Source organism: Photorhabdus caribbeanensis, assembly GCF_018448885.1.
In the GTDB taxonomy this organism is placed as follows: domain Bacteria; phylum Pseudomonadota; class Gammaproteobacteria; order Enterobacterales; family Enterobacteriaceae; genus Photorhabdus; species Photorhabdus caribbeanensis.
This window is the reverse complement of record NZ_RCWB01000050.1, coordinates 1-19,005: the sequence shown is the minus strand read 5'-3', so window position 1 is coordinate 19,005 and position 19,005 is coordinate 1. Positions and strand designations below refer to the sequence as shown.

The following is a 19,005-nucleotide window of genomic DNA, read 5'->3' as shown; positions in this document are numbered from 1 at the left end:
GGTGATGATTAATATAAATAGTCTGAAAGACAATTTAGTCGGATTTTTACGCGTGTTTCATTCGTTCATTTAAAGTTTCAATGATGAACGCATTCACCGAAATCTGATGCTCGGCTGCTGCGCAATGCAATCGCTCTCCAAATGATTCGGGGTAGCGCAGAGTAAATGTTTTGATTTTTTCTTGCCTTGCATAAGGTTCAATACCTGATGCGCTACAATCTTCAAGATATTCATGTAGAGATATTTTACCCTCATCTTGCAACCCCTGAATACTATCAGAGATAAAATCACAATAACCAGACAGCCCTAAAAATTTACCCCTGAACATGCCAATTTCTGGCACGTAGCTAATAATAGCCTGCTGTCCGGCTATTACCATTGTATTTTGTACTGTCATCTTCATGGCTCAACTCCTATGCTTTCTAACCATTCTCGTAGGCTGACGACGGCCCCTTTGTCAGTATCTGGTGAGGGATGTGGACGGTGAAATCTGGCAATACTATCGTTTAGCAACAGCCTGCAACGTGAACCTTTCCCCTCTTTAACCTCACCTCCCAGAGCGATTATGAGTGATTCCACGTCAGACCACTTAATTCCCGCAGGAACAGGCATTTTAAATATCTGCTCCAACGTATTTTTTTGCCTCTTCCTGAGCATTGAAACCTGTTCTTTCATTTCTCGTATTGCTTTCTGTGAAGTCAGATTATGAAGTTATATTGAACTCAATGACATATGAAGTCAAATTTTGAAGTCATTTACTTTTCCTGCCCTTAGCGATGTAGTGCAAAAAAACACACTAGCCCTGTTCTAGAGAGGTTGGCTATATTCCATTACAGAACATCAAATTCTTTTTTGTCATTTTATAACTTTACCGCTGACTCATATATTCATTCGAAACAGTTTCAGTACTTATAAATATTTCACTGGATATCAAGGGCAATTGTGGATTACTTACCGATATTTGTTGAGCTGAAAGGGCGGCTTGTATTACTTGTCGGTGGTGGAGAGGTGGCTGCACGTAAGGCGACTCTACTACTACGGGCAGGTGCATTATTACAGGTTGTAGCGCCTGAATTGTGCTCTGAATTACAACAGCGTTATCAAGCTGGTGAGTTGGAATGGTATCAGGGAGAGTTCCAACCTGAATATCTTGATGGCATCTTTTTAGTTATTGCTGCGACTGATGATCGTATTCTAAATCATCAGGTTTTTTCTGAAGCTGATAAGCGCAGTATTTTGGTCAATGTCGTTGATGATCAAGCTCATTGCTCATTTATTTTTCCATCAATTATTGACCGTTCTCCGGTTTTGGTGGCGATCTCATCGGCGGGAAAAGCGCCAGTATTAGCACGTTTAATCCGAGAAAAACTGGAAGCGTTGCTGCCTTCCAGCCTTGGCACGATGGCAAAAATCGCCGGGAAGTGGCGTGAACGAGTAAAACAGCGATTCACTTCCATGCGTCAGCGTCGTTCTTTTTGGGAACAGGCTTTCAATGGTCGTTTCGCTATGTTGGTTGCAAACGGTCAGATTCAACAGGCGGAAAAACAGCTTGAGTTACAACTGGAGCAGTCTGATTCTCAGGGAGAACTGGCTCTGGTTGGGGCAGGGCCGGGTGATCCGGGATTGCTGACGTTAAAGGGATTACAGGTTATTCAGCAGGCTGATGTGGTGCTTTATGATCATTTGGTCAGCAGCGAGGTACTGGATCTGGTTCGTCGTGATGCAGATAAAATTTGCGTTGGCAAAAGAGCGGGTAATCACTCTGTTTCTCAGGAGGAAACTAACCTATTGATAGTGAAGTTTGCCAGGCAGGGCAAAAAAGTGGTCCGTCTTAAAGGTGGTGATCCCTTTATCTTTGGCCGAGGTGGTGAGGAATTACAGGTTGCAGCATCAGCAGGCATTCCTTTTCAGGTGGTACCGGGAATTACTGCCGCCATCGGGGCGACGGCTTACGCGGGAATTCCTTTGACTCACCGGGAACACTCACAGAGTATCACTTTTATTACAGGTCATTGTCGAGAAAAGGGTAATGAGCTGGATTGGCCGACTTTAGCCAGAGGTAATCAGACTCTGGCGATTTATATGGGGATGGTCAAAGCCGCCTTAATAAGTCATCAATTAATTTTACACGGGCGAGCAGAAGATACACCAGTAGCCGTCATTGGTTGTGGTACTCGTCTGGAACAGCAAGTGTTAACCGGCACTTTGCTTGAACTGGAACAGTTAGCACAGCAGGCGCCGTCTCCGGCCTTACTGGTGGTGGGAGAGGTGGCTCAACTTCACCATCAGATAGCTTGGTTTGGGCAGCAATCTATTGCCAAGATAAGCCGTCCGGCAGTAGTCGATTTTGCATAAGGAGTTGTAATGGATGAGAAAAGATTGACACACTTGCAGCAACTTGAAGCTGAAAGTATGCATATTATACGGGAAGTGGCCGCCGAGTTTGAAAACCCGGTGATGCTTTACTCTATCGGTAAAGATTCTTCGGTCATGCTTCATCTTGCACGCAAGGCGTTCTATCCGGGAACATTGCCATTTCCTTTGCTGCATGTGGACACGGGCTGGAAATTTCGCGAAATGTACGAGTTTCGTGATCGTACAGCGAAGAATTACGGCTTTGAACTGTTGGTGTATCGCAACCCGCAAGGGGAAGCAATGGGAATCAATCCATTTGTGCATGGTAGCGCCAAACATACTGACATCATGAAAACGGAAGGGTTAAAGCAGGCACTGGATAAATATGGTTTTGATGCTGCTTTCGGCGGTGCTCGTCGTGATGAAGAGAAATCACGTGCCAAGGAGCGAATCTATTCCTTCCGTGATCGCTCACATCGTTGGGACCCGAAAAACCAGCGTCCTGAATTGTGGCGCAATTACAACGGCCAGATTAATAAAGGTGAAAGCATTCGCGTATTCCCTCTGTCTAATTGGACTGAATTGGATGTCTGGCAATATATCTATTTGGAGCAAATTGACATTGTTCCTCTTTATTTTGCCAAATTCCGCCCGGTATTGGAGCGGGAGGGGACGCTGATTATGGTTGATGACGATCGGATCGATCTGAAACCGGGAGAAGTTATCAGCCAGCGCAAAGTTCGTTTCCGTACTCTTGGTTGTTGGCCGCTGACGGGAGCAGTGAAATCTGATGCTGAAACATTGCCGGAAATTATTGAAGAGATGCTGATATCGACGACGAGTGAACGGCAAGGACGGCTGATTGATAGTGATCAATCTGCTTCTATGGAACTGAAAAAACGTCAAGGTTATTTCTAAGGAGATCAATCATGTCAGCACTTGCACAGAATGAAACCGTTGCTTATCAAATTAAACAACAGGGTGGTGTGGAAGCTTATCTACGCGCTCAACAAGAGAAAGGATTACTGCGTTTCCTGACATGTGGCAGCGTGGATGATGGCAAAAGTACTCTGATTGGACGCTTGTTGCATGATACTCGTCAGATCTACGAAGATCAGCTTTCAACGTTGCAGAATGACAGTAAACGTATCGGTACTCAGGGTGAAAAATTAGATCTGGCTTTATTGGTGGATGGTCTTGCCGCAGAGCGCGAGCAGGGTATCACCATTGATGTGGCTTATCGTTATTTTTCCACAGAAAAACGCAAATTTATCATTGCTGATACACCGGGACATGAGCAGTACACCCGCAATATGGCAACGGGGGCCTCGACCTGTGATCTTTCTATTCTGTTGATTGATGCGCGTAAAGGTGTTCAGGAGCAGACCCGTCGGCACAGTTTTATCAGTACATTGCTAGGTATTCGCCATTTGGTGGTAGCGGTGAATAAAATGGATCTGATGGAATATTGTCAAGAAGTTTTTAATCAGATCAAACAGGATTATATGAATTTCGCTGCCCAATTGCCGACAGATTTGGACGTTCATTTTGTCCCAATCTCGGCACTTGATGGCGATAATATCGTCACTAGAAGTTGCAATATGGATTGGTATCAAGGGCCAACGTTATTGGATATCCTTGAAACAGTTGATGTAAAGAAGGAAGCCTCGAAGCAGTTACTACGTTTCCCGGTACAATATGTTAGCCGGCCTGATCTCGATTTTCGTGGTTACAGTGGCACACTTTCGTCTGGGATTTTACGTAGGGGGCAGAAAGTCAAAGTCATGCCATCCGGTATCGGCTCTCGGGTGGAGAGGATAGTGACTTTCAATGGTGATTTGGATTTTGCTGTTCCGGGCGAGGCCATTACGGTGGTGCTGAAAGATGAGATTGATATCAGCCGAGGAGATCTGCTGATTTCTGCCGATGATGAGATGGTAGTTACCCGACATGCGCTGGTGGATGTGGTATGGATGTCTGAGCAGCCTTTGGTGCAGGGGCAGAACCTTGATATCAAAGTGGCGGGTAAAAAGAGCCGTGGCAAAGTTGAGAATATTCAGTATCAGGTTGATATTACTAACCTGACACAGCGGGTGGCTGTTGATTTACCATTAAATGCCATCGGATCGGTGGAATTTTCTTTTGAAGAACCATTAATGCTCGATAGCTATCAGCAAAATAGCGACACTGGCGGCATTATTTTGATCGATCGACTGACTAACGTCACTGTTGGTGCCGGGTTGGTACGTGAAATTCAGACAGATGTGTATGAAGGGCCAAAAGAGTTCAGCGAATTTGAACTGGAATTGAATCGGTTGATTCGCCGTCATTTCCCTCATTGGGGAGCCAGAGATTTACTGGGAGGTAAATAAATTGGCTGACATTGAAAATCTGGCATCAGAAAACGTTGTCTGGCATCCACATCAACTGACCAGAACGCAGCGGGAGGTTGAAAATGGCCATCCTGCATTGGTTATTTGGTTCACAGGTTTATCGGGTTCAGGGAAATCCACTGTAGCAGGGGCCTTAGAACAGGCCCTGTTTCAACGGGGAATAAAAACTTATTTGCTTGATGGCGATAACTTGCGTCATGGCCTTTGTAGCGATTTGGGTTTTTCCGAACCGGATAGGCAAGAAAATATCCGCCGAGTAGGTGAAGTCGCCAGTTTGATGGTTGATGCGGGTTTAGTTGTGCTGACGGCTTTTATCTCTCCTCATAAAGCAGAACGGCAAAAGGTTCGTGAGCTGCTGGAGCCTGGGAAATTTATTGAAGTTTTTGTCGATACGCCGTTGGAAGTTTGCGAATCTCGTGATCCGAAAGGATTGTACAAAAAAGCTCGTGCCGGTGAAATTCGTCATTTCACGGGGATTGATTCAGTCTATGAGGTTCCCGATAACCCGGAAATTTACCTTGCAGGCCAACAACCCGTTGAGGCTTCTGTGGCCCAGTTGCTGGTGGAATTGGAAAAGAGCGGCATTATACGCTCAAGAATTCATCGCGGATAACGTCAACAAAAAGCACATTATTGCGTTTTCAGTGATGTGCTTGTGTAAAATAACTGCATTCGACTATTTTTCTCCTACCCTGTTTTGTGATAGTAGCGTCATTCTTTGAGTTATGGGATGATTGACAGATATTTCAGGGGGCGGAAATGGGTAAACTGACGCTACTATTACTGGTTTTACTTGGATGGCTACAGTATTCACTGTGGCTTGGTAAAAACGGCATTCATGATTATGTGCGGGTTAAGAATGATGTTGCGATGCAAGAGCGTAATAACAGCAAACTTAAAGCGCGTAACGATCAGTTATCGGCGGAAATTGATGATCTTACTGGTGGACAGGAAGCCATCGAAGAGCGATCCCGTAATGAATTGGGTATGATCAAACCGGGTGAAACTTTCTATCGTTTAATCGTTGATAAATCTAAAGAAAACACTTCGCGTCCCTCGACTCCAAATAATACTCAATAATTAAAATGAACAATCTATTACTTCATTCCTGTGCTGATATTATTGCTTTGGTGCCAGCAGCGGGTATTGGTAGCCGAATGAATTCGGATTGCCCAAAGCAATACCTGTCTATTGCCGGAAAGACCATTATTGAGCACACCTTGGCTGTATTACTTGAGTATCCCCGTATTCAGCACATTGTGATTGTTTTAAATCCCACGGACACACAGTTTCAATCTCTTGAAGTTGCATCAGATTCGCGCATTACTGCGGTAGTGGGTGGTGAACAGCGAGCAGATTCTGTGCTGGCTGGTTTAAATCATCTGGCTCATGTGACTGGCAATGATAATTGTTGGGTTTTAGTGCATGATGCAGCCCGTCCTTGTTTACACCATGACGATCTTGACCGCTTGCTACAATTAGCAGAAGCAGATGAACAGGGAAATATGGCATGCGGCGGTATTCTGGCATCGCCGGTCCGCGATACGATGAAACGTGGGCGGACTGGTCAAGTTATTGACCATACGGTAGAACGGCAAGATCTCTGGCATGCACTGACGCCGCAGTTTTTTCCATTGATGTTACTAAGGGATTGTTTGTCAAAAGCACTTTCGCAACACGCTAATATTACAGATGAAGCCTCTGCTCTGGAATATTGTGGCTATCAACCGGTGTTGGTTAATGGGCGTTCAGACAATATAAAAGTCACGCGTCCTGAGGATTTGACATTGGCAGAATTTTATCTGTCTAGAAAATAAAGGAACAGACATCATGAGGATCGGACACGGTTTCGATGTACATAAATTTGGTGGTGAAGGGCCGATTATTATCGGTGGTGTTCGTATTCCTTATGAACAAGGGTTGTTGGCGCATTCTGACGGCGATGTTGCTCTCCATGCGGCAACGGATGCTTTGTTAGGTGCTGCGGCATTGGGCGATATCGGGAAATTATTCCCAGACACTGATCCGGCGTTTAAAGGGGTGGATAGCCGTAAATTATTGCGCGAAGCCTATTCACGTATCAGGGAAAAGGGTTATCGGATTGGCAATCTGGATATTACGATTATCGCTCAAGCACCCAAAATGTTGCCGCATATCCCACAAATGAGAGTCAATCTGGCAGAAGATCTGCAATGTCACATTGATGATATCAATGTTAAAGCCACAACTACCGAGAAATTGGGGTTTGTTGGGCGTAAAGAAGGTATTGCTTGCGAAGCGGTTGCTTTGCTGGTTAAGGAATAATTGATGGTATTGGCTGAATTAAATTGGCTGTATGGGCAACCAGAAGCGACGGGGGTACTGAAAGCCTCGCCGGAAGATTTTATTGTCTGTGAAGATTTGGGTTTTTCTCCTGATGGAGAAGGTGAGCACTTAATGGCGCACATCCGTAAAACGGGTTGTAATACCCAATTTGTTGCAGATAACCTTGCTCGTTTCGCTGGTATACCGTCTAGATCGGTCAGTTATGCTGGCTTAAAAGACCGTCATGCAGTGACAGAACAGTGGTTTTGCTTGCACCTACCGGGCAAGCAGGAACCTGATTTTGCCTCGTTTCAGCTTGAGGGATGCGAAGTTCTGACGACAGCCCGTCAGAAACGTAAACTGCGCATTGGCGCATTGAAAGGAAATTCATTTACGCTGATTTTGCGGGAAATCAGTCATCACCAATTTGTTGAAAACAGACTACGGCTAATTCAGCAAGGTGGCGTGCCTAACTATTTTGGTGAACAGCGTTTTGGCCGGGATGGACAGAATCTGATTCAAGCGCAGCGTTGGGCAAATAATGAAATTCGAGTAAAAGAGAGAAATAAACGCAGTTTTTATCTGTCAGCCAGTCGTAGTGCTATGTTTAATACGGTAGCCAGTGCACGGATTGTTCTGAAACAGCAGCAACAGGTAATGAAGGGTGACGCCTTACAATTAACAGGGCGTGGTAGTTGGTTTGTTGCTGACGAAACGGAATTGCCTTTATTGCAACAGCGGGTGATCGATGGAGAGTTACAAATAACGGCACCGCTACCCGGTGACGGTGAATTGGGAACACAGCACCAAGCTGCGGATTTTGAACGGCAATATTTACAGCCCTATGAATCATTGTGGGAACTTATCAAACGTGAAAGGGTGGATGGTTCCCGTAGGGCGATTCTGGTGCAACCTCAGAATTTGAGTTGGCAATGGCAAGATAATGACACGGTGAAAATCAGTTTCTGGTTATCTGCTGGCAGTTTTGCTACCAGTGTGGTCAGGGAAATTATCAATCAGGATCAAAATAATGTTACAAATATTGTTGAGTAATGATGACGGTGTTACCGCTCCAGGGATTCAGGTTTTAGCGGCAGCGTTACGGAAAAGTTATCATGTGCAGGTTGTTGCGCCTGATCGTAATCGGAGTGGTGCCTCTAATGCATTGACCCTTGATCGTTCACTAAGTGTTAATACGTTGGAGAATGGTGATATCTCTGTGTTGGGCGGCACACCAACGGATTGTGTCTATCTCGGTGTTAATCGCTTGGTTCTTCCGCGTCCTGAAATTGTTGTTTCTGGTATTAATCGCGGCCCCAACCTTGGGGATGATGTGATTTATTCCGGTACGGTTGCCGCTGCGATGGAAGGGCGTCACCTGGGATTGCCTGCATTGGCTATTTCACTTGATGGCGAATTGCATTACCAAACAGCGGCAGAAATCACCTGTCGTTTACTACAAATGCTACAAACAACACCCTTAAGAGCGGGTAATATTTTAAATGTGAATGTTCCTGATTTGCCGTTTGAACAAATTAAAGGTTTTCGGGTAACACGTTGTGGTAGCCGTCATGCCGCGGAAGAAGTTTATTCTATGCAAGATCCTAAAGGCAACATGCTTTACTGGTTGGGGCCGCCGGGAGATAAACATGATGCCGGCCCTGAAACAGATTTTGCGGCGGTGGAACAGGGATATGTCTCTATTACGCCATTACAGGTAGATCTGACTGCGTATAAAGCGCAGGCGTTAGTAAAAGATTGGTTAGCTAAAGCTGAGGTTGATGGAGAATGCTGAGTCGGGCAATGAAAAATTTGCTGACACAATTACGCCAGCAGGGAATAAAAGATGAACGTTTACTGGCCGCTATTTCCGCTGTGCCTAGGGAACGTTTTGTCGATGAAGCACTGGCACATAAAGCGTATGAAAATACAGCTTTGCCTATTGGTCATGGGCAAACGATTTCTCAGCCTTATATTGTCGCCCGTATGACTGAACTGCTTCAGTTAACACCCGATGCTAAGGTTTTGGAAATTGGCACTGGCTCTGGTTATCAGACGGCAATATTAGCGCATTTGGTCAAACATGTTTTCTCGGTAGAACGGATCAAGGGCTTACAGTGGCAGGCTAAACGGAGGTTGAAACAGCTTGATTTGCATAATGTTTCGACCCGTCATGGGGATGGCTGGCAAGGATGGCCGTCGCGTGGGTTATTTGATGCTATTATTGTAACCGCAGCGCCTCCGTATATCCCACAAGAATTGATGCTTCAGCTTACGGATGGGGGGGTTATGGTTTTACCGGTGGGTGAGCACACACAAATTCTTAAATCCGTCAAACGTCATGGCAATGGTTTTCATAGTGAAGTAATCGAAGCTGTGCGCTTTGTGCCCCTTGTGCAAGGGGAACTGGCTTAAGTTCATAGTCTATTGCAACTATTTTTCAATTAATGGTTATATTTGCTTTAATAAGCGAAATTACTTTCGTTTTGGAATTTTTGTGGTTATGTATAACCTTTAGAACTTATTAACTTTTACGCTTATCTTTGCCGTTATGGGGGAAGGAAATATGAATTCGGGAAGCCCAATGAAAAAAATACAGCGGATCGTAACGTGTTTATTGATGGGAGTCTGGTTAGTCGGCTGTACAAATACGCCAACTCGTCCTGCGCCTATCACCAGTGTTGATCAAAAACAAAGCAGAGGGAGTCATCATCCGGTAATATACTCTGGCAATTCTGCTATATCTACGCCGATGCCATCTTCACCTTCATCAATGAGTGCGACTGATAGCAATTCGCAGGGGAGAATTGTTTATAACCGTGATTATGACAGTATTCCTAAGGGCAGCTATAACGGCAGCACTTATACAGTCAAACATGGTGATACTCTGTTTTATATCGCTTGGATTACAGGTAATGATTTTCGTGATCTTGCGAGCAAAAATAATATTTCAGAACCTTACAGTCTGACGGTGGGGCAGACTTTGAGGACCGGTAGTAGCGGGATGTTAACCACTTATAACCATAATCAAAAGCAAACAGCCCTGGTTGATTCTCAATCAACTAATGCGTATCCTGCAAATTCCGGGATACAAAAGAGTGTAAAAATGTTGCCACGGGCAACTACGTCAACAGTAAACAATACGTATTTAGAATCACCGACGACAACCGCGAGCAGTGGAAACAGTGTTGTTAGCAGTTGGATGTGGCCGGCTGAAGGTAAAATGATTGAGAGTTTCTCTGATACCCAAGGGGGTAACAAAGGGATTGATATCGCAGGCAGCCGGGGCCAGTCAGTATTTGCAACAGCAGGTGGTCGGGTTGTCTACGCCGGAAACGCCTTACGTGGATATGGAAATCTGATAATTATAAAACATAACGATGACTACCTGAGTGCCTATGCTCATAACGATACGATGCTGGTTCGTGAGCAACAGGACATCAAGGCGGGGCAAAAAATTGCCACTATGGGTAGCACGGGTACCAGTTCTGTAAGATTACACTTTGAAATTCGTTACAAGGGAAAATCCGTAAACCCGCTGCGTTATCTTCCGCAGCGATAAACTGGGCAGAATGCTGAATTCTGCCTGCATTATCATGGGTAGGGGCAGCTTATGAGCCAAAATACGCTGAAAGTTAACGAGTTGTATGATGATGCGGATTTAGATGAAAGTGGTATTGAAGCTGACGACTTCGATGAGAAATTATTGAAGAACGATGAGGATGATCTAACTGATTTTGAACATGATTTAGATGTGTTGCAGAGTATGAACCAGCGGGTTCTTGATGCAACACAGCTTTATCTCGGCGAGATTGGTTTTTCTCCTTTATTGACGGCGGAAGAAGAGGTTTTTTTCGCAAGGCGGGCATTACGTGGTGATGTTCTGGCCCGCCAGAGAATGATCGAAAGTAACTTGCGATTAGTTGTTAAAATTTCTCGTCGTTACAGTAATAGAGGCTTAGCCCTTCTTGATTTGATTGAAGAAGGTAATCTTGGCCTTATTCGTGCTGTTGAAAAATTTGACCCGGAGCGCGGGTTCAGGTTTTCTACCTATGCAACATGGTGGATTCGGCAAACTATTGAGCGGGCGATTATGAATCAAACCCGTACTATTCGGTTGCCAATCCACATTGTTAAAGAACTCAACGTCTACTTGCGTACAGCAAGAGAACTTGCCCATAAATTGGATCATGAACCTAGCCCGGAAGAGATAGCAGAACAACTGGATAAACCGGTTGATGATGTAAGCCGTATGTTGCGATTGAATGAGCGCATCATTTCGGTTGATACCCCGATTAGCAGTGATTCTGATAAAGCGCTCTTGGATGTTTTATCGGATGAGAATGAAAGCGGGCCGGAGGGAACAACACAGGAAGACGATATGAAAAAGAGTATCGTCAAATGGCTGTTTGAGTTGAATTCGAAGCAACGTGAAGTATTAGCGCGTCGTTTTGGTCTTTTGGGATATGAGGCTGAAACGCTGGAAGACGTGGGCAAAGAGATCGGTTTGACAAGGGAAAGGGTGCGTCAGATCCAGGTCGAAGGTTTGCGACGTCTGAAAGATATTATGCAAACACAAGGTTTGAATATTGAAGCGTTATTCCGTACTTAATGGTTGAGTAGTAGTTTGGCTACTTGGGTTCTGAAGAGCTGTTGTCCCTGTTTTTGCATTGTTGATGCTTGGTATTATCAGGTTCTTCAGTACCCGGTAGGATTTCCCTAATTTTGTCTTAGATGATGATAGTAAATTTCAATCAAAGATTTCTGATATTTAAATTATGGTGGTCGACTAATTTAGGGCACTTCATTATCCTCTTCCAAATAGTTTTCCTTTTCAAGGGGACAAATTTGTCGCTATAGCTAAATAGCTTTTCATAATTCTGCTACACATGACTCTCTTCAACCCATTGTTATATATGGGATTATGAGTGATATAAGATGTAGCACTATTTTAGAATCTTATTTAGATAACTCTACCCTTATTTTCATGCGAATATAATTGATATTAATACACCACATTATATCCTGCCTCTCGGGATTAAATTCATTTCGTCTGTTTATTGCCAGCATAATTCCATCTAAGCCACGGATGGCTTTTAAAGTCTCACTGTGACTTGTAAAGGTGTTGCGTATAGTGCGGCGGCTGAGTATGATAATTGTACCGAGCAGCACTGTTCAGCGGACGGATATGATTAAGAGTTTTAAACATAAAGGGTTGAAAAAGTTTTTTGAAACAGGTTCTACAGCCGGTATTAATGCTATGCAAGCTCCAAAAATTGCTACCCGTCTTGAGGTGTTGAATAGAGCTGTAAAAATTGAAGATGTAGATATCCCGGGCTTTTTTTTACACCCACTTACAGGAAACAGGAATGGTGTGTGGTCTATTACTGTGACAGGGAATTGGCGAATCACCTTTGAGTTGTATGATGGTGATGTCTACATTGTGAACTATGAGGATTACCACTAATGGTTATGATGTATAACCCCCCGCATCCCGGAATATTAGTTAAAGAGGCTATGGAGGCTCTGAATTTGAGCGCCAGAGGCTTGGCTAAGGCACTGGGTGTAGCACCATCAACTGTGCAACGCTTGGTTGTTGGCAAGTCTGATGTTTCGCCAGAAATGGCACTGAAATTGTCTGTCGTTATTGGCAGTTCACCTCAAGTTTGGATGGGAATGCAGGTGGACTATGATTTATGGCAGGCAAAACAGCATATCGATGTGTCTCATCTTCATCGATTGCAAATAGCTTGATTGACATATTTCAATGTCCCTGATTCTGAACCATCTCAATTGTTTTGTCGTTGGTCTGAAAGGTGAGTATTAGCTCACCTTTTTTTAATCAGTATCTCAAATTACAGGAATGCCACTGTGGAATTTAAAATCGCTATCTGGATTTTGAATCAATTCAGCTTCAACACGGCCAAAATAGTTCACCCGCTCGGTAATATCTTCATTAGCAATAGATTGCGCTAGTGAAAGATAGTCTTGATAGTGACGTGCTTCAGAGCGCAGTAGCGAGATATAAAATTTACTCAGATCTTCATCCAAATGAGGGGCCAATTTGGCGAAACGTTCACAGGAACGTGCCTCAATATAAGCGCCGATAATCAGCTTATCTACCAATGTATAAGGTTCATGGCTGGTGATATGGCTAAGCATGCCTTTGGCATAACGGCTGGCTGTGATGCTTTCATAGCTGATATTGCGTGCGTCCATGATTTCTAGCACTTGATAGAAATGATGTAACTCTTCTTTAATCAGCAGCACCATTTTATCAATCAGATCCTGGCTATAAGGTGAATTAGCTTTGGCGTTGATCTGTTTGGTCGCTTGGTTTTGACCTCTTAATGAATTGAGATCGCCAATTTTCTTGTAGGCAAAATCTTCATAAGGTTTAAACCATGCCAGAAGTGTATCTTCACTTCGCTGATCTACGGCATACTTACGGATCAAAAACATAGCGCTCTGTGCTGCTTTCAGCTCGCATAACAGATGATCCCGTAGAAGCACAGGTAAATTTTCAGGCTGTTTTGCTTTATCTACCCACAAATCCGGGGTTTCACATTGCAAAAAACGGTATATCGGTTGTAAAAGGCTTTTGTCAAACACGTTCTTATACCATATCTTTTAGTCGATAAATCCATTCTAATGCTTGACGCGGAGTCAGTGAATCTGGATTAAGATTTTCTAATGCTTCAACCGCCGGTGACGTCTCTTCTGTTAATAGCGCGAGTTGCGGTGTATCGACATGACTTGCCGTTGCATGGTTGGAGAGTGATTCCAGCTCTTTAAGTTTCTGACGCGCTCGTTTAATCACTTCGCGTGGAACGCCAGCGAGGGAAGCCACAGCCAATCCGTAGCTCTTACTGGCTGCGCCTTCTTGCACGCTGTGCATAAATGCGATGGTATCGCCATGCTCTACCGCATCCAGATGAATATTAACCACGCCTTCAAGTTTTTCCGGCAACGTGGTCAGCTCAAAATAGTGAGTGGCGAACAACGTCATTGCTTTAATGCGGTTTGCCAGATTTTCTGCACATGCCCATGCCAGAGAAAGGCCATCGTAGGTTGATGTCCCTCTACCAATCTCATCCATCAATACCAAACTTTGTTCTGTCGCATTGTGCAAGATATTGGCGGTTTCGGTCATTTCCACCATAAAGGTTGAACGGCCGGATGCCAGATCATCGGAAGCGCCTACACGGGTGAATATGCGATCAACTGGGCCAATAACTGCTTTTTCCGCCGGTACAAAGCTACCGATATAGGCCAGAAGTGTAATAAGCGCCGCCTGACGCATATAGGTACTTTTGCCGCCCATATTTGGACCGGTAATAATCAGCAGACGCCGCTGTGAAGATAAAGAGAGTGGGTTTGAGATAAATGGCTCACTCAGAACCTGCTCAACAACCGGATGGCGACCACCGGTGATTTGAATTCCCGGTTTATCGCTCAATGTTGGGCAAACATAATTCAGGGTTTCTGCGCGTTCTGCCAGATTTGCCAATACATCAAGTTCAGCCAGTGCTTCGGCGCTGGTTTGTAATTTGGCCAAATGAGGCAATAGCAGATCGAATAATTCTTCGTAAAGCGCTTTCTCTATTGCCAGAGATTTCCCTTTAGAGGTCAGAACCTTATCTTCATACTCTTTTAGCTCAGGGATGATATAACGCTCAGCATTTTTCAGTGTTTGGCGGCGGACATAATGGATTGGCACCAGATGGCTCTGTCCTCGGCTGACTTGAATATAGTAGCCATGAACACCGTTAAAGCCGACTTTCAGAGTATCGATACCTAATTTTTCTCGTTCTCGGATTTCCAGTTGTTCCAGATAGTTACTGGCGCCATCAGCCAGTGTGCGCCACTCATCCAGTTCACTGTTATAACCCGGTGCGATTACACCGCCATCGCGAACCAACACCGGAGGAGTTTCTACAATTGCTCTCTCAAGTAATTCCTGTAATTCATCAAATCTGCCGATATTTTTCTGCAATTGCTTGATATAAGGGGAATCTGAGGAGTCCATGACTTGATGGATATCCGGTAATTGCTGGAATGCATGGCGCATTCTTGCCAGATCCCTTGGCCGAGCAGAGCGTAGAGCCAAGCGTGCTAACACACGTTCGAGATCACCTACCTGTAGCAAAAATGGCTGCAACTCCAGCCCAATTTCCTGCAAGGTAGCAATAGCTTGTTGACGGTTTTCTAATATCTGGCGGTCCCTGACAGGGGCGTGCAGCCAGCGTTTCAACATTCGGCTACCCATTGGGGTGACACACAGATCAAGAACAGAAGCGAGCGTATTATCTGTACTGCCGGACAGGTTTTGTGTCAGTTCCAAATTACGGCGGGTGGCGGCATCCATAATAACCGTATCTTGCTGACGTTCCATCGTAATGCCGCGAATATGCGGCAGCGCCGTGCGTTGAGTATCTTTGACATATTGCAGCAGGCAACCAGCGGCACGCAGAGCAAGCGCTGCTTTTTCCACACCAAAACCGACGAGATCACGGGTACCAAATTGCAGGTTCAATTGCTGTTTTGCGGTATCCAGCTCAAATTCCCATAAAGGACGGCGGCGCAGGCCATGAAAATTTTCAATCAGCGCCATATGTTCAAAACTTTCAGGATAGAGCAATTCGACAGGACGGCTACGTTGCAATTCAGCGGCTATTGTTTCCCGTTCTGCCATTTCAGATATTTGGAAGCGGCCAGATGTCACGTCTAGTGTGGCATAACCAAATCCTTGATTATCGTGCCAAATAGCCGCTAGCAGGTTATCTTGCCGTTCCTGTAATAAAGCTTCATCTGTCACGGTGCCGGGGGTAACGATGCGAACAACTTTACGTTCAACTGGGCCTTTGCTGGTGGCAGGATCGCCAATTTGCTCACAGATAGCGACTGATTCACCTAATTGAACCAGCTTAGCTAAGTAGTTTTCTACTGCATGATGTGGCACGCCTGCCATAGGGATAGGATTGCCGGCTGATTGACCACGTTTGGTCAGGGAAATATCCAGCAATTTTGCCGCCTTTTTGGCATCGTCATAAAATAGCTCATAGAAATCCCCCATTCTGTAAAACAGCAGGATATCAGGATGCTGTGCTTTAAGGCGGAGATATTGCTGCATCATGGGCGTGTGGGTGTCGAAGGTTTCTGTATTAATCATGCAGTGGTCTTAATTAAGTTTGTGAATCAATTCTTTCGTTATGGTATCGCACCAAGCTTTAAACTTACACAAGTAAAATCTGGAAGCAATTCGCAAATTTAGTTGTAATTTTGGTCTGGTTAATTTGGCTCTGTGTGGAAAGCAAAGCTGAGTTGCCGAAGTGGTTGAGAGAATTTCCCAATGTTGACTGGTTTTTGCTGTCTAATACTACAGCCGTAATTGCCTTGTTGGTAAAGAATTTCCTTGATGATGATAGCGAGATGGTTGAGCTTGTTATTGATGTTGCCGCCAGTATGACCAATCTAAAATCTGAACAAATGTCTTATTAGTTTTTGCCAGCAGCCTGAGCCTTTGTGTACTAAGAGCTTTTTTATGGAAATTCTTTGTTGAAATTATGGGATGCTAGAATGGCAGAAGCCTAGCTAATTGAATTGCTAGGCTTCGCAGGTCCCTCAAAGGGAATAAATATTTTGGGCCTCTATGGGCAACGGCTATATTGTGAGCGCTCTTACTGGAGAAATCAAGTGTCATGATGTTGATAACAATTGACTTGCGTTTATGGATTTAATTATTGCCAATTGAATTTTAGTGACGATTTCTTTGGGTAAAATTTGATTTAAATAACCTCTATCAGTTCTTGGTCTTTGTAGCCGTTGTCGGCTGACTTGTTGTACAAGATCCGCTTTTGCCCAACGTGTTATTTGTTCAAAATATTTCATATTTTCAACAACGCTTTTATCAATTACAACGTGCATTTCACGTTGTAATTTATTTTGATCACATTTGCTTGATAGAGGAACAACTATACAGGCATTGCCATCTATTTTACCGTTTATAATAACAACAAGCCGATTTTTTACCATTTCAGGTGGTATATTCAATCAAAAGTATATCTTTGTCATAAACAATAATACATGAGTTTGAACCCGTATTGAGCTTACATGTCGAATATTGGGTTAAATAGCTTTTCATAATTCTGCTACACATGACTCTCTTCAACCCATTGTTATATATGGGATTATGAGTGATATAAGATGTAGCACTATTTTAGAATCTTATTTAACTCCAGCAAATTAAGCACCACTGGCCCAATGCAGCGCAGTGAATATTTTCTTTAATGCATCGGGCCAGAAGATTACGCTTGTCTTATGCGAAGCTGGTTCCTTCCAAATTATTTGATCACAGAAGCGTCAGTCAAGGTGATACCGCCGATGAGAGCCCAGGTGGTCCACGATGATGTAGTTGATGAAGTAGTTTGCCAGAGGTGCCAGAGCGCCTTATCAAGGCCAAGCACAAAGACCTCAATCCGGCCGTCTGAATTCTTCGCTACCGTTGGGGCGCTGGCGATAATGCCTGTAAATGAGCTCCAGTTAGACCACGGGCCGTTATGATAAACCTGCCAGGTGCGCCAGAGCGTGTTGTCAGCGCCGCGTGCAAAGACCTCAAGCCGACCAGAGATATTCCTCACCACCGCAGGAGCGCTAGTGATCACACCATCCAAACATTGCCAGTTTGACCACGAAACGGAATCAGAGCTGATCTGTGAGATATGCCGGAGTGTGCTATCGGCACCACGTGCAAAGACTTCAAGCCGACCATCGCAGTTGTCGATGACCACTGGATCGCTAGTGATCACGCCATTCAACGATTTCCAACTTGACCACTGATCGGTGTGGGCAGCGGTTTGCCAAATGTGCCAGAGAGCGTTATCGGTGCTGCGTGCAAAGACTTCAAGTCGGCCATCGGCGTTGATATGTGCGGCAGGGTTACAGGTGAGTGTGCCACCCAGAGATTTCCAGCTTGACCACGAATTGGTATGGGCAGCGGTTTGCCAGATATGCCAGAGAGCGTTATCGGTGCCGCGTGCAAAGACTTCAAGTCGGCCGTCAGAGTTGATACATACCTCTGGGTTGCTGGTGATCCCACCATACAGCGGCTGCCAGCTTGACCAAGTATTGGTATCAGCGGCGGTCTGCCAGATGTGCCAGAGAGCATTATCCGTGCCACGTACGAATACTTCCAATCGACCGTCCGAATTACGACAGACAGCGGGTTTGCTAGTCACGACTCCGTTAACTTTGCTCCAACCGGCCCAGGAGGAGGTTGGCAGCGGCGTAGTTTGCCAATTGTGCCACACTGCGCTGTCAGAGCTTACACCGAAAACCTCAAGTCGATTATCGGCATTGTTTGCTACTGAGACAATTCCAGATAATGCTATTGCAGAGTTCTCGATTGCTATCTCACTGGCAACATATGCTTCTGTATTATCTGGATTTGGCATTTTAATGGGTTCCTTTTTCATATGTATATTCTCTTTAAAAATAGTTTTTCTGGTTCAAAAAATAATTATTTAATGAGAGAGATATTCGGCTTTATATATTGATATCTTTACTAGCCTCCTATGTTGTTTTTAATAAAATAAAGAACGGTTTTTTTGTTAATTATTGATCTGTAAGTGTTAAGTAAATATTATCTCGAATTATTTGGTTACATGTTTATACCCGTTATCTTTCAAGTTGCCTCTTTGTTGGTTGCACTCACTCACCCCGGTAACATAGTTATCTATGCTCCCGGGGATTCGTTCCCTTGCCGTTGCGATGCACTTTGAAATCCATAGGATATATATGTTTTTTATACAAAATTATTTCAGCTTGGATTCACATAATAAGTGCAACATCGTTAATCCGGAAGTAAACATGTTCGTATTCCTTTAAATAATTCATTCGGGGTTTTCCCTCCCCGGGTTTTTCGGGGGCGATTATTTAATCGGTTTACCACAAA

21 protein-coding genes and 1 pseudogene are annotated in these 19,005 nt (G+C 44.4%); 15 read left to right on the top strand and 7 right to left on the bottom strand.

What is annotated here, in order from left to right:
- Positions 1-46: 46 nt before the first annotated feature.
- Entirely contained in the window at positions 47-403 is a 357-nt protein-coding gene (locus EAE90_RS21415) for a type II toxin-antitoxin system HicB family antitoxin (protein WP_214055208.1), read from the bottom strand.
- On the bottom strand, positions 400-675 hold the full coding sequence (locus tag EAE90_RS21410) for a type II toxin-antitoxin system HicA family toxin (RefSeq protein WP_011145083.1): 276 nt from the start codon (positions 673-675) through the stop codon (positions 400-402). The genes EAE90_RS21415 and EAE90_RS21410 overlap by 4 nt, the downstream gene beginning before the upstream one ends.
- A gap of 267 nt (positions 676-942) precedes the next feature.
- Between EAE90_RS21410 and cysG the strand changes: the two genes are divergently transcribed.
- The 14 genes from cysG (at position 943) to EAE90_RS21340 (ending at position 12,806) form a co-directional block, all read left to right on the top strand.
- On the top strand, positions 943-2,355 hold the full coding sequence (gene cysG, locus EAE90_RS21405) for a siroheme synthase CysG (protein WP_214055207.1): 1,413 nt from the start codon (positions 943-945) through the stop codon (positions 2,353-2,355).
- A 9-nt stretch (positions 2,356-2,364) separates the two neighbouring features.
- Positions 2,365-3,273, top strand: coding sequence for a sulfate adenylyltransferase subunit CysD (gene cysD, locus EAE90_RS21400; protein WP_214055206.1), 909 nt, complete (start codon positions 2,365-2,367; stop codon positions 3,271-3,273).
- 11 nt (positions 3,274-3,284) lie between these two features.
- On the top strand, positions 3,285-4,727 hold the full coding sequence (cysN, locus tag EAE90_RS21395) for a sulfate adenylyltransferase subunit CysN (protein ID WP_214055205.1): 1,443 nt from the start codon (positions 3,285-3,287) through the stop codon (positions 4,725-4,727).
- A gap of 1 nt (position 4,728) precedes the next feature.
- Positions 4,729-5,361 carry an adenylyl-sulfate kinase gene (gene cysC / locus EAE90_RS21390; RefSeq protein WP_422616010.1) on the top strand — a complete coding sequence of 211 codons (633 nt, stop codon included), beginning with the start codon at positions 4,729-4,731 and terminating at the stop codon, positions 5,359-5,361.
- A gap of 146 nt (positions 5,362-5,507) precedes the next feature.
- Positions 5,508-5,828 carry a cell division protein FtsB gene (gene ftsB / locus EAE90_RS21385; protein WP_105398954.1) on the top strand — a complete coding sequence of 107 codons (321 nt, stop codon included), beginning with the start codon at positions 5,508-5,510 and terminating at the stop codon, positions 5,826-5,828.
- A gap of 5 nt (positions 5,829-5,833) precedes the next feature.
- A complete protein-coding gene (gene ispD, locus EAE90_RS21380) occupies positions 5,834-6,565 on the top strand; it encodes a 2-C-methyl-D-erythritol 4-phosphate cytidylyltransferase (RefSeq protein ID WP_214055204.1) in 732 nt (243 codons plus the stop codon).
- A gap of 13 nt (positions 6,566-6,578) precedes the next feature.
- Complete coding sequence (gene ispF / locus EAE90_RS21375) at positions 6,579-7,052, top strand: 2-C-methyl-D-erythritol 2,4-cyclodiphosphate synthase (protein ID WP_011145090.1); 474 nt, start codon at positions 6,579-6,581, stop codon at positions 7,050-7,052.
- Positions 7,053-7,055: 3 nt separating this feature from the next.
- On the top strand, positions 7,056-8,105 hold the full coding sequence (gene truD / locus EAE90_RS21370; RefSeq protein WP_214055203.1) for a tRNA pseudouridine(13) synthase TruD: 1,050 nt from the start codon (positions 7,056-7,058) through the stop codon (positions 8,103-8,105).
- A complete protein-coding gene (gene surE / locus EAE90_RS21365) occupies positions 8,083-8,847 on the top strand; it encodes a 5'/3'-nucleotidase SurE (RefSeq protein ID WP_214055202.1) in 765 nt (254 codons plus the stop codon). The genes truD and surE overlap by 23 nt, the downstream gene beginning before the upstream one ends.
- Entirely contained in the window at positions 8,841-9,467 is a 627-nt protein-coding gene (locus EAE90_RS21360; RefSeq protein WP_214055201.1) for a protein-L-isoaspartate(D-aspartate) O-methyltransferase, read from the top strand. The genes surE and EAE90_RS21360 overlap by 7 nt, the downstream gene beginning before the upstream one ends.
- Before the next feature lie 169 nt (positions 9,468-9,636).
- A complete protein-coding gene (gene nlpD, locus EAE90_RS21355) occupies positions 9,637-10,614 on the top strand; it encodes a murein hydrolase activator NlpD (RefSeq protein WP_214055200.1) in 978 nt (325 codons plus the stop codon).
- 51 nt (positions 10,615-10,665) lie between these two features.
- The gene (rpoS, locus tag EAE90_RS21350) at positions 10,666-11,664 is read left to right on the top strand and encodes an RNA polymerase sigma factor RpoS (protein ID WP_214055199.1); all 999 of its coding nucleotides are present in this window, start codon (positions 10,666-10,668) and stop codon (positions 11,662-11,664) included.
- Positions 11,665-12,240: 576 nt separating this feature from the next.
- Positions 12,241-12,519 carry a type II toxin-antitoxin system RelE/ParE family toxin gene (locus EAE90_RS21345; protein ID WP_036778064.1) on the top strand — a complete coding sequence of 93 codons (279 nt, stop codon included), beginning with the start codon at positions 12,241-12,243 and terminating at the stop codon, positions 12,517-12,519.
- On the top strand, positions 12,519-12,806 hold the full coding sequence (locus tag EAE90_RS21340) for a HigA family addiction module antitoxin (RefSeq protein WP_036778023.1): 288 nt from the start codon (positions 12,519-12,521) through the stop codon (positions 12,804-12,806). Before EAE90_RS21345 ends, EAE90_RS21340 begins: the two co-directional genes overlap by 1 nt.
- Before the next feature lie 96 nt (positions 12,807-12,902).
- On the opposite strand, the gene miaE is transcribed toward EAE90_RS21340, so the two are convergent.
- A complete protein-coding gene (miaE, locus tag EAE90_RS21335; protein ID WP_214055198.1) occupies positions 12,903-13,664 on the bottom strand; it encodes a tRNA isopentenyl-2-thiomethyl-A-37 hydroxylase MiaE in 762 nt (253 codons plus the stop codon).
- A gap of 4 nt (positions 13,665-13,668) precedes the next feature.
- Entirely contained in the window at positions 13,669-16,224 is a 2,556-nt protein-coding gene (gene mutS, locus EAE90_RS21330; RefSeq protein ID WP_214055197.1) for a DNA mismatch repair protein MutS, read from the bottom strand.
- 110 nt (positions 16,225-16,334) lie between these two features.
- Between mutS and EAE90_RS21325 the strand changes: the two genes are divergently transcribed.
- A complete protein-coding gene (locus EAE90_RS21325; RefSeq protein ID WP_214055217.1) occupies positions 16,335-16,553 on the top strand; it encodes a hypothetical protein in 219 nt (72 codons plus the stop codon).
- A gap of 198 nt (positions 16,554-16,751) precedes the next feature.
- Here EAE90_RS21325 and EAE90_RS21320 read toward each other — a convergent pair whose 3' ends face one another.
- The 3 genes and pseudogenes from EAE90_RS21320 to EAE90_RS21310 form a co-directional block, all read right to left on the bottom strand.
- A complete protein-coding gene (locus tag EAE90_RS21320; RefSeq protein WP_051560721.1) occupies positions 16,752-17,087 on the bottom strand; it encodes a type II toxin-antitoxin system PemK/MazF family toxin in 336 nt (111 codons plus the stop codon).
- 308 nt (positions 17,088-17,395) lie between these two features.
- Positions 17,396-18,526: a PLL family lectin gene (locus EAE90_RS21315; protein ID WP_214055196.1), complete on the bottom strand. Its 1,131-nt coding sequence runs from the start codon at positions 18,524-18,526 to the stop codon at positions 17,396-17,398.
- A 377-nt stretch (positions 18,527-18,903) separates the two neighbouring features.
- A pseudogene (locus EAE90_RS21310) lies at positions 18,904-19,005 on the bottom strand (IS30 family transposase); the annotation flags it as partial.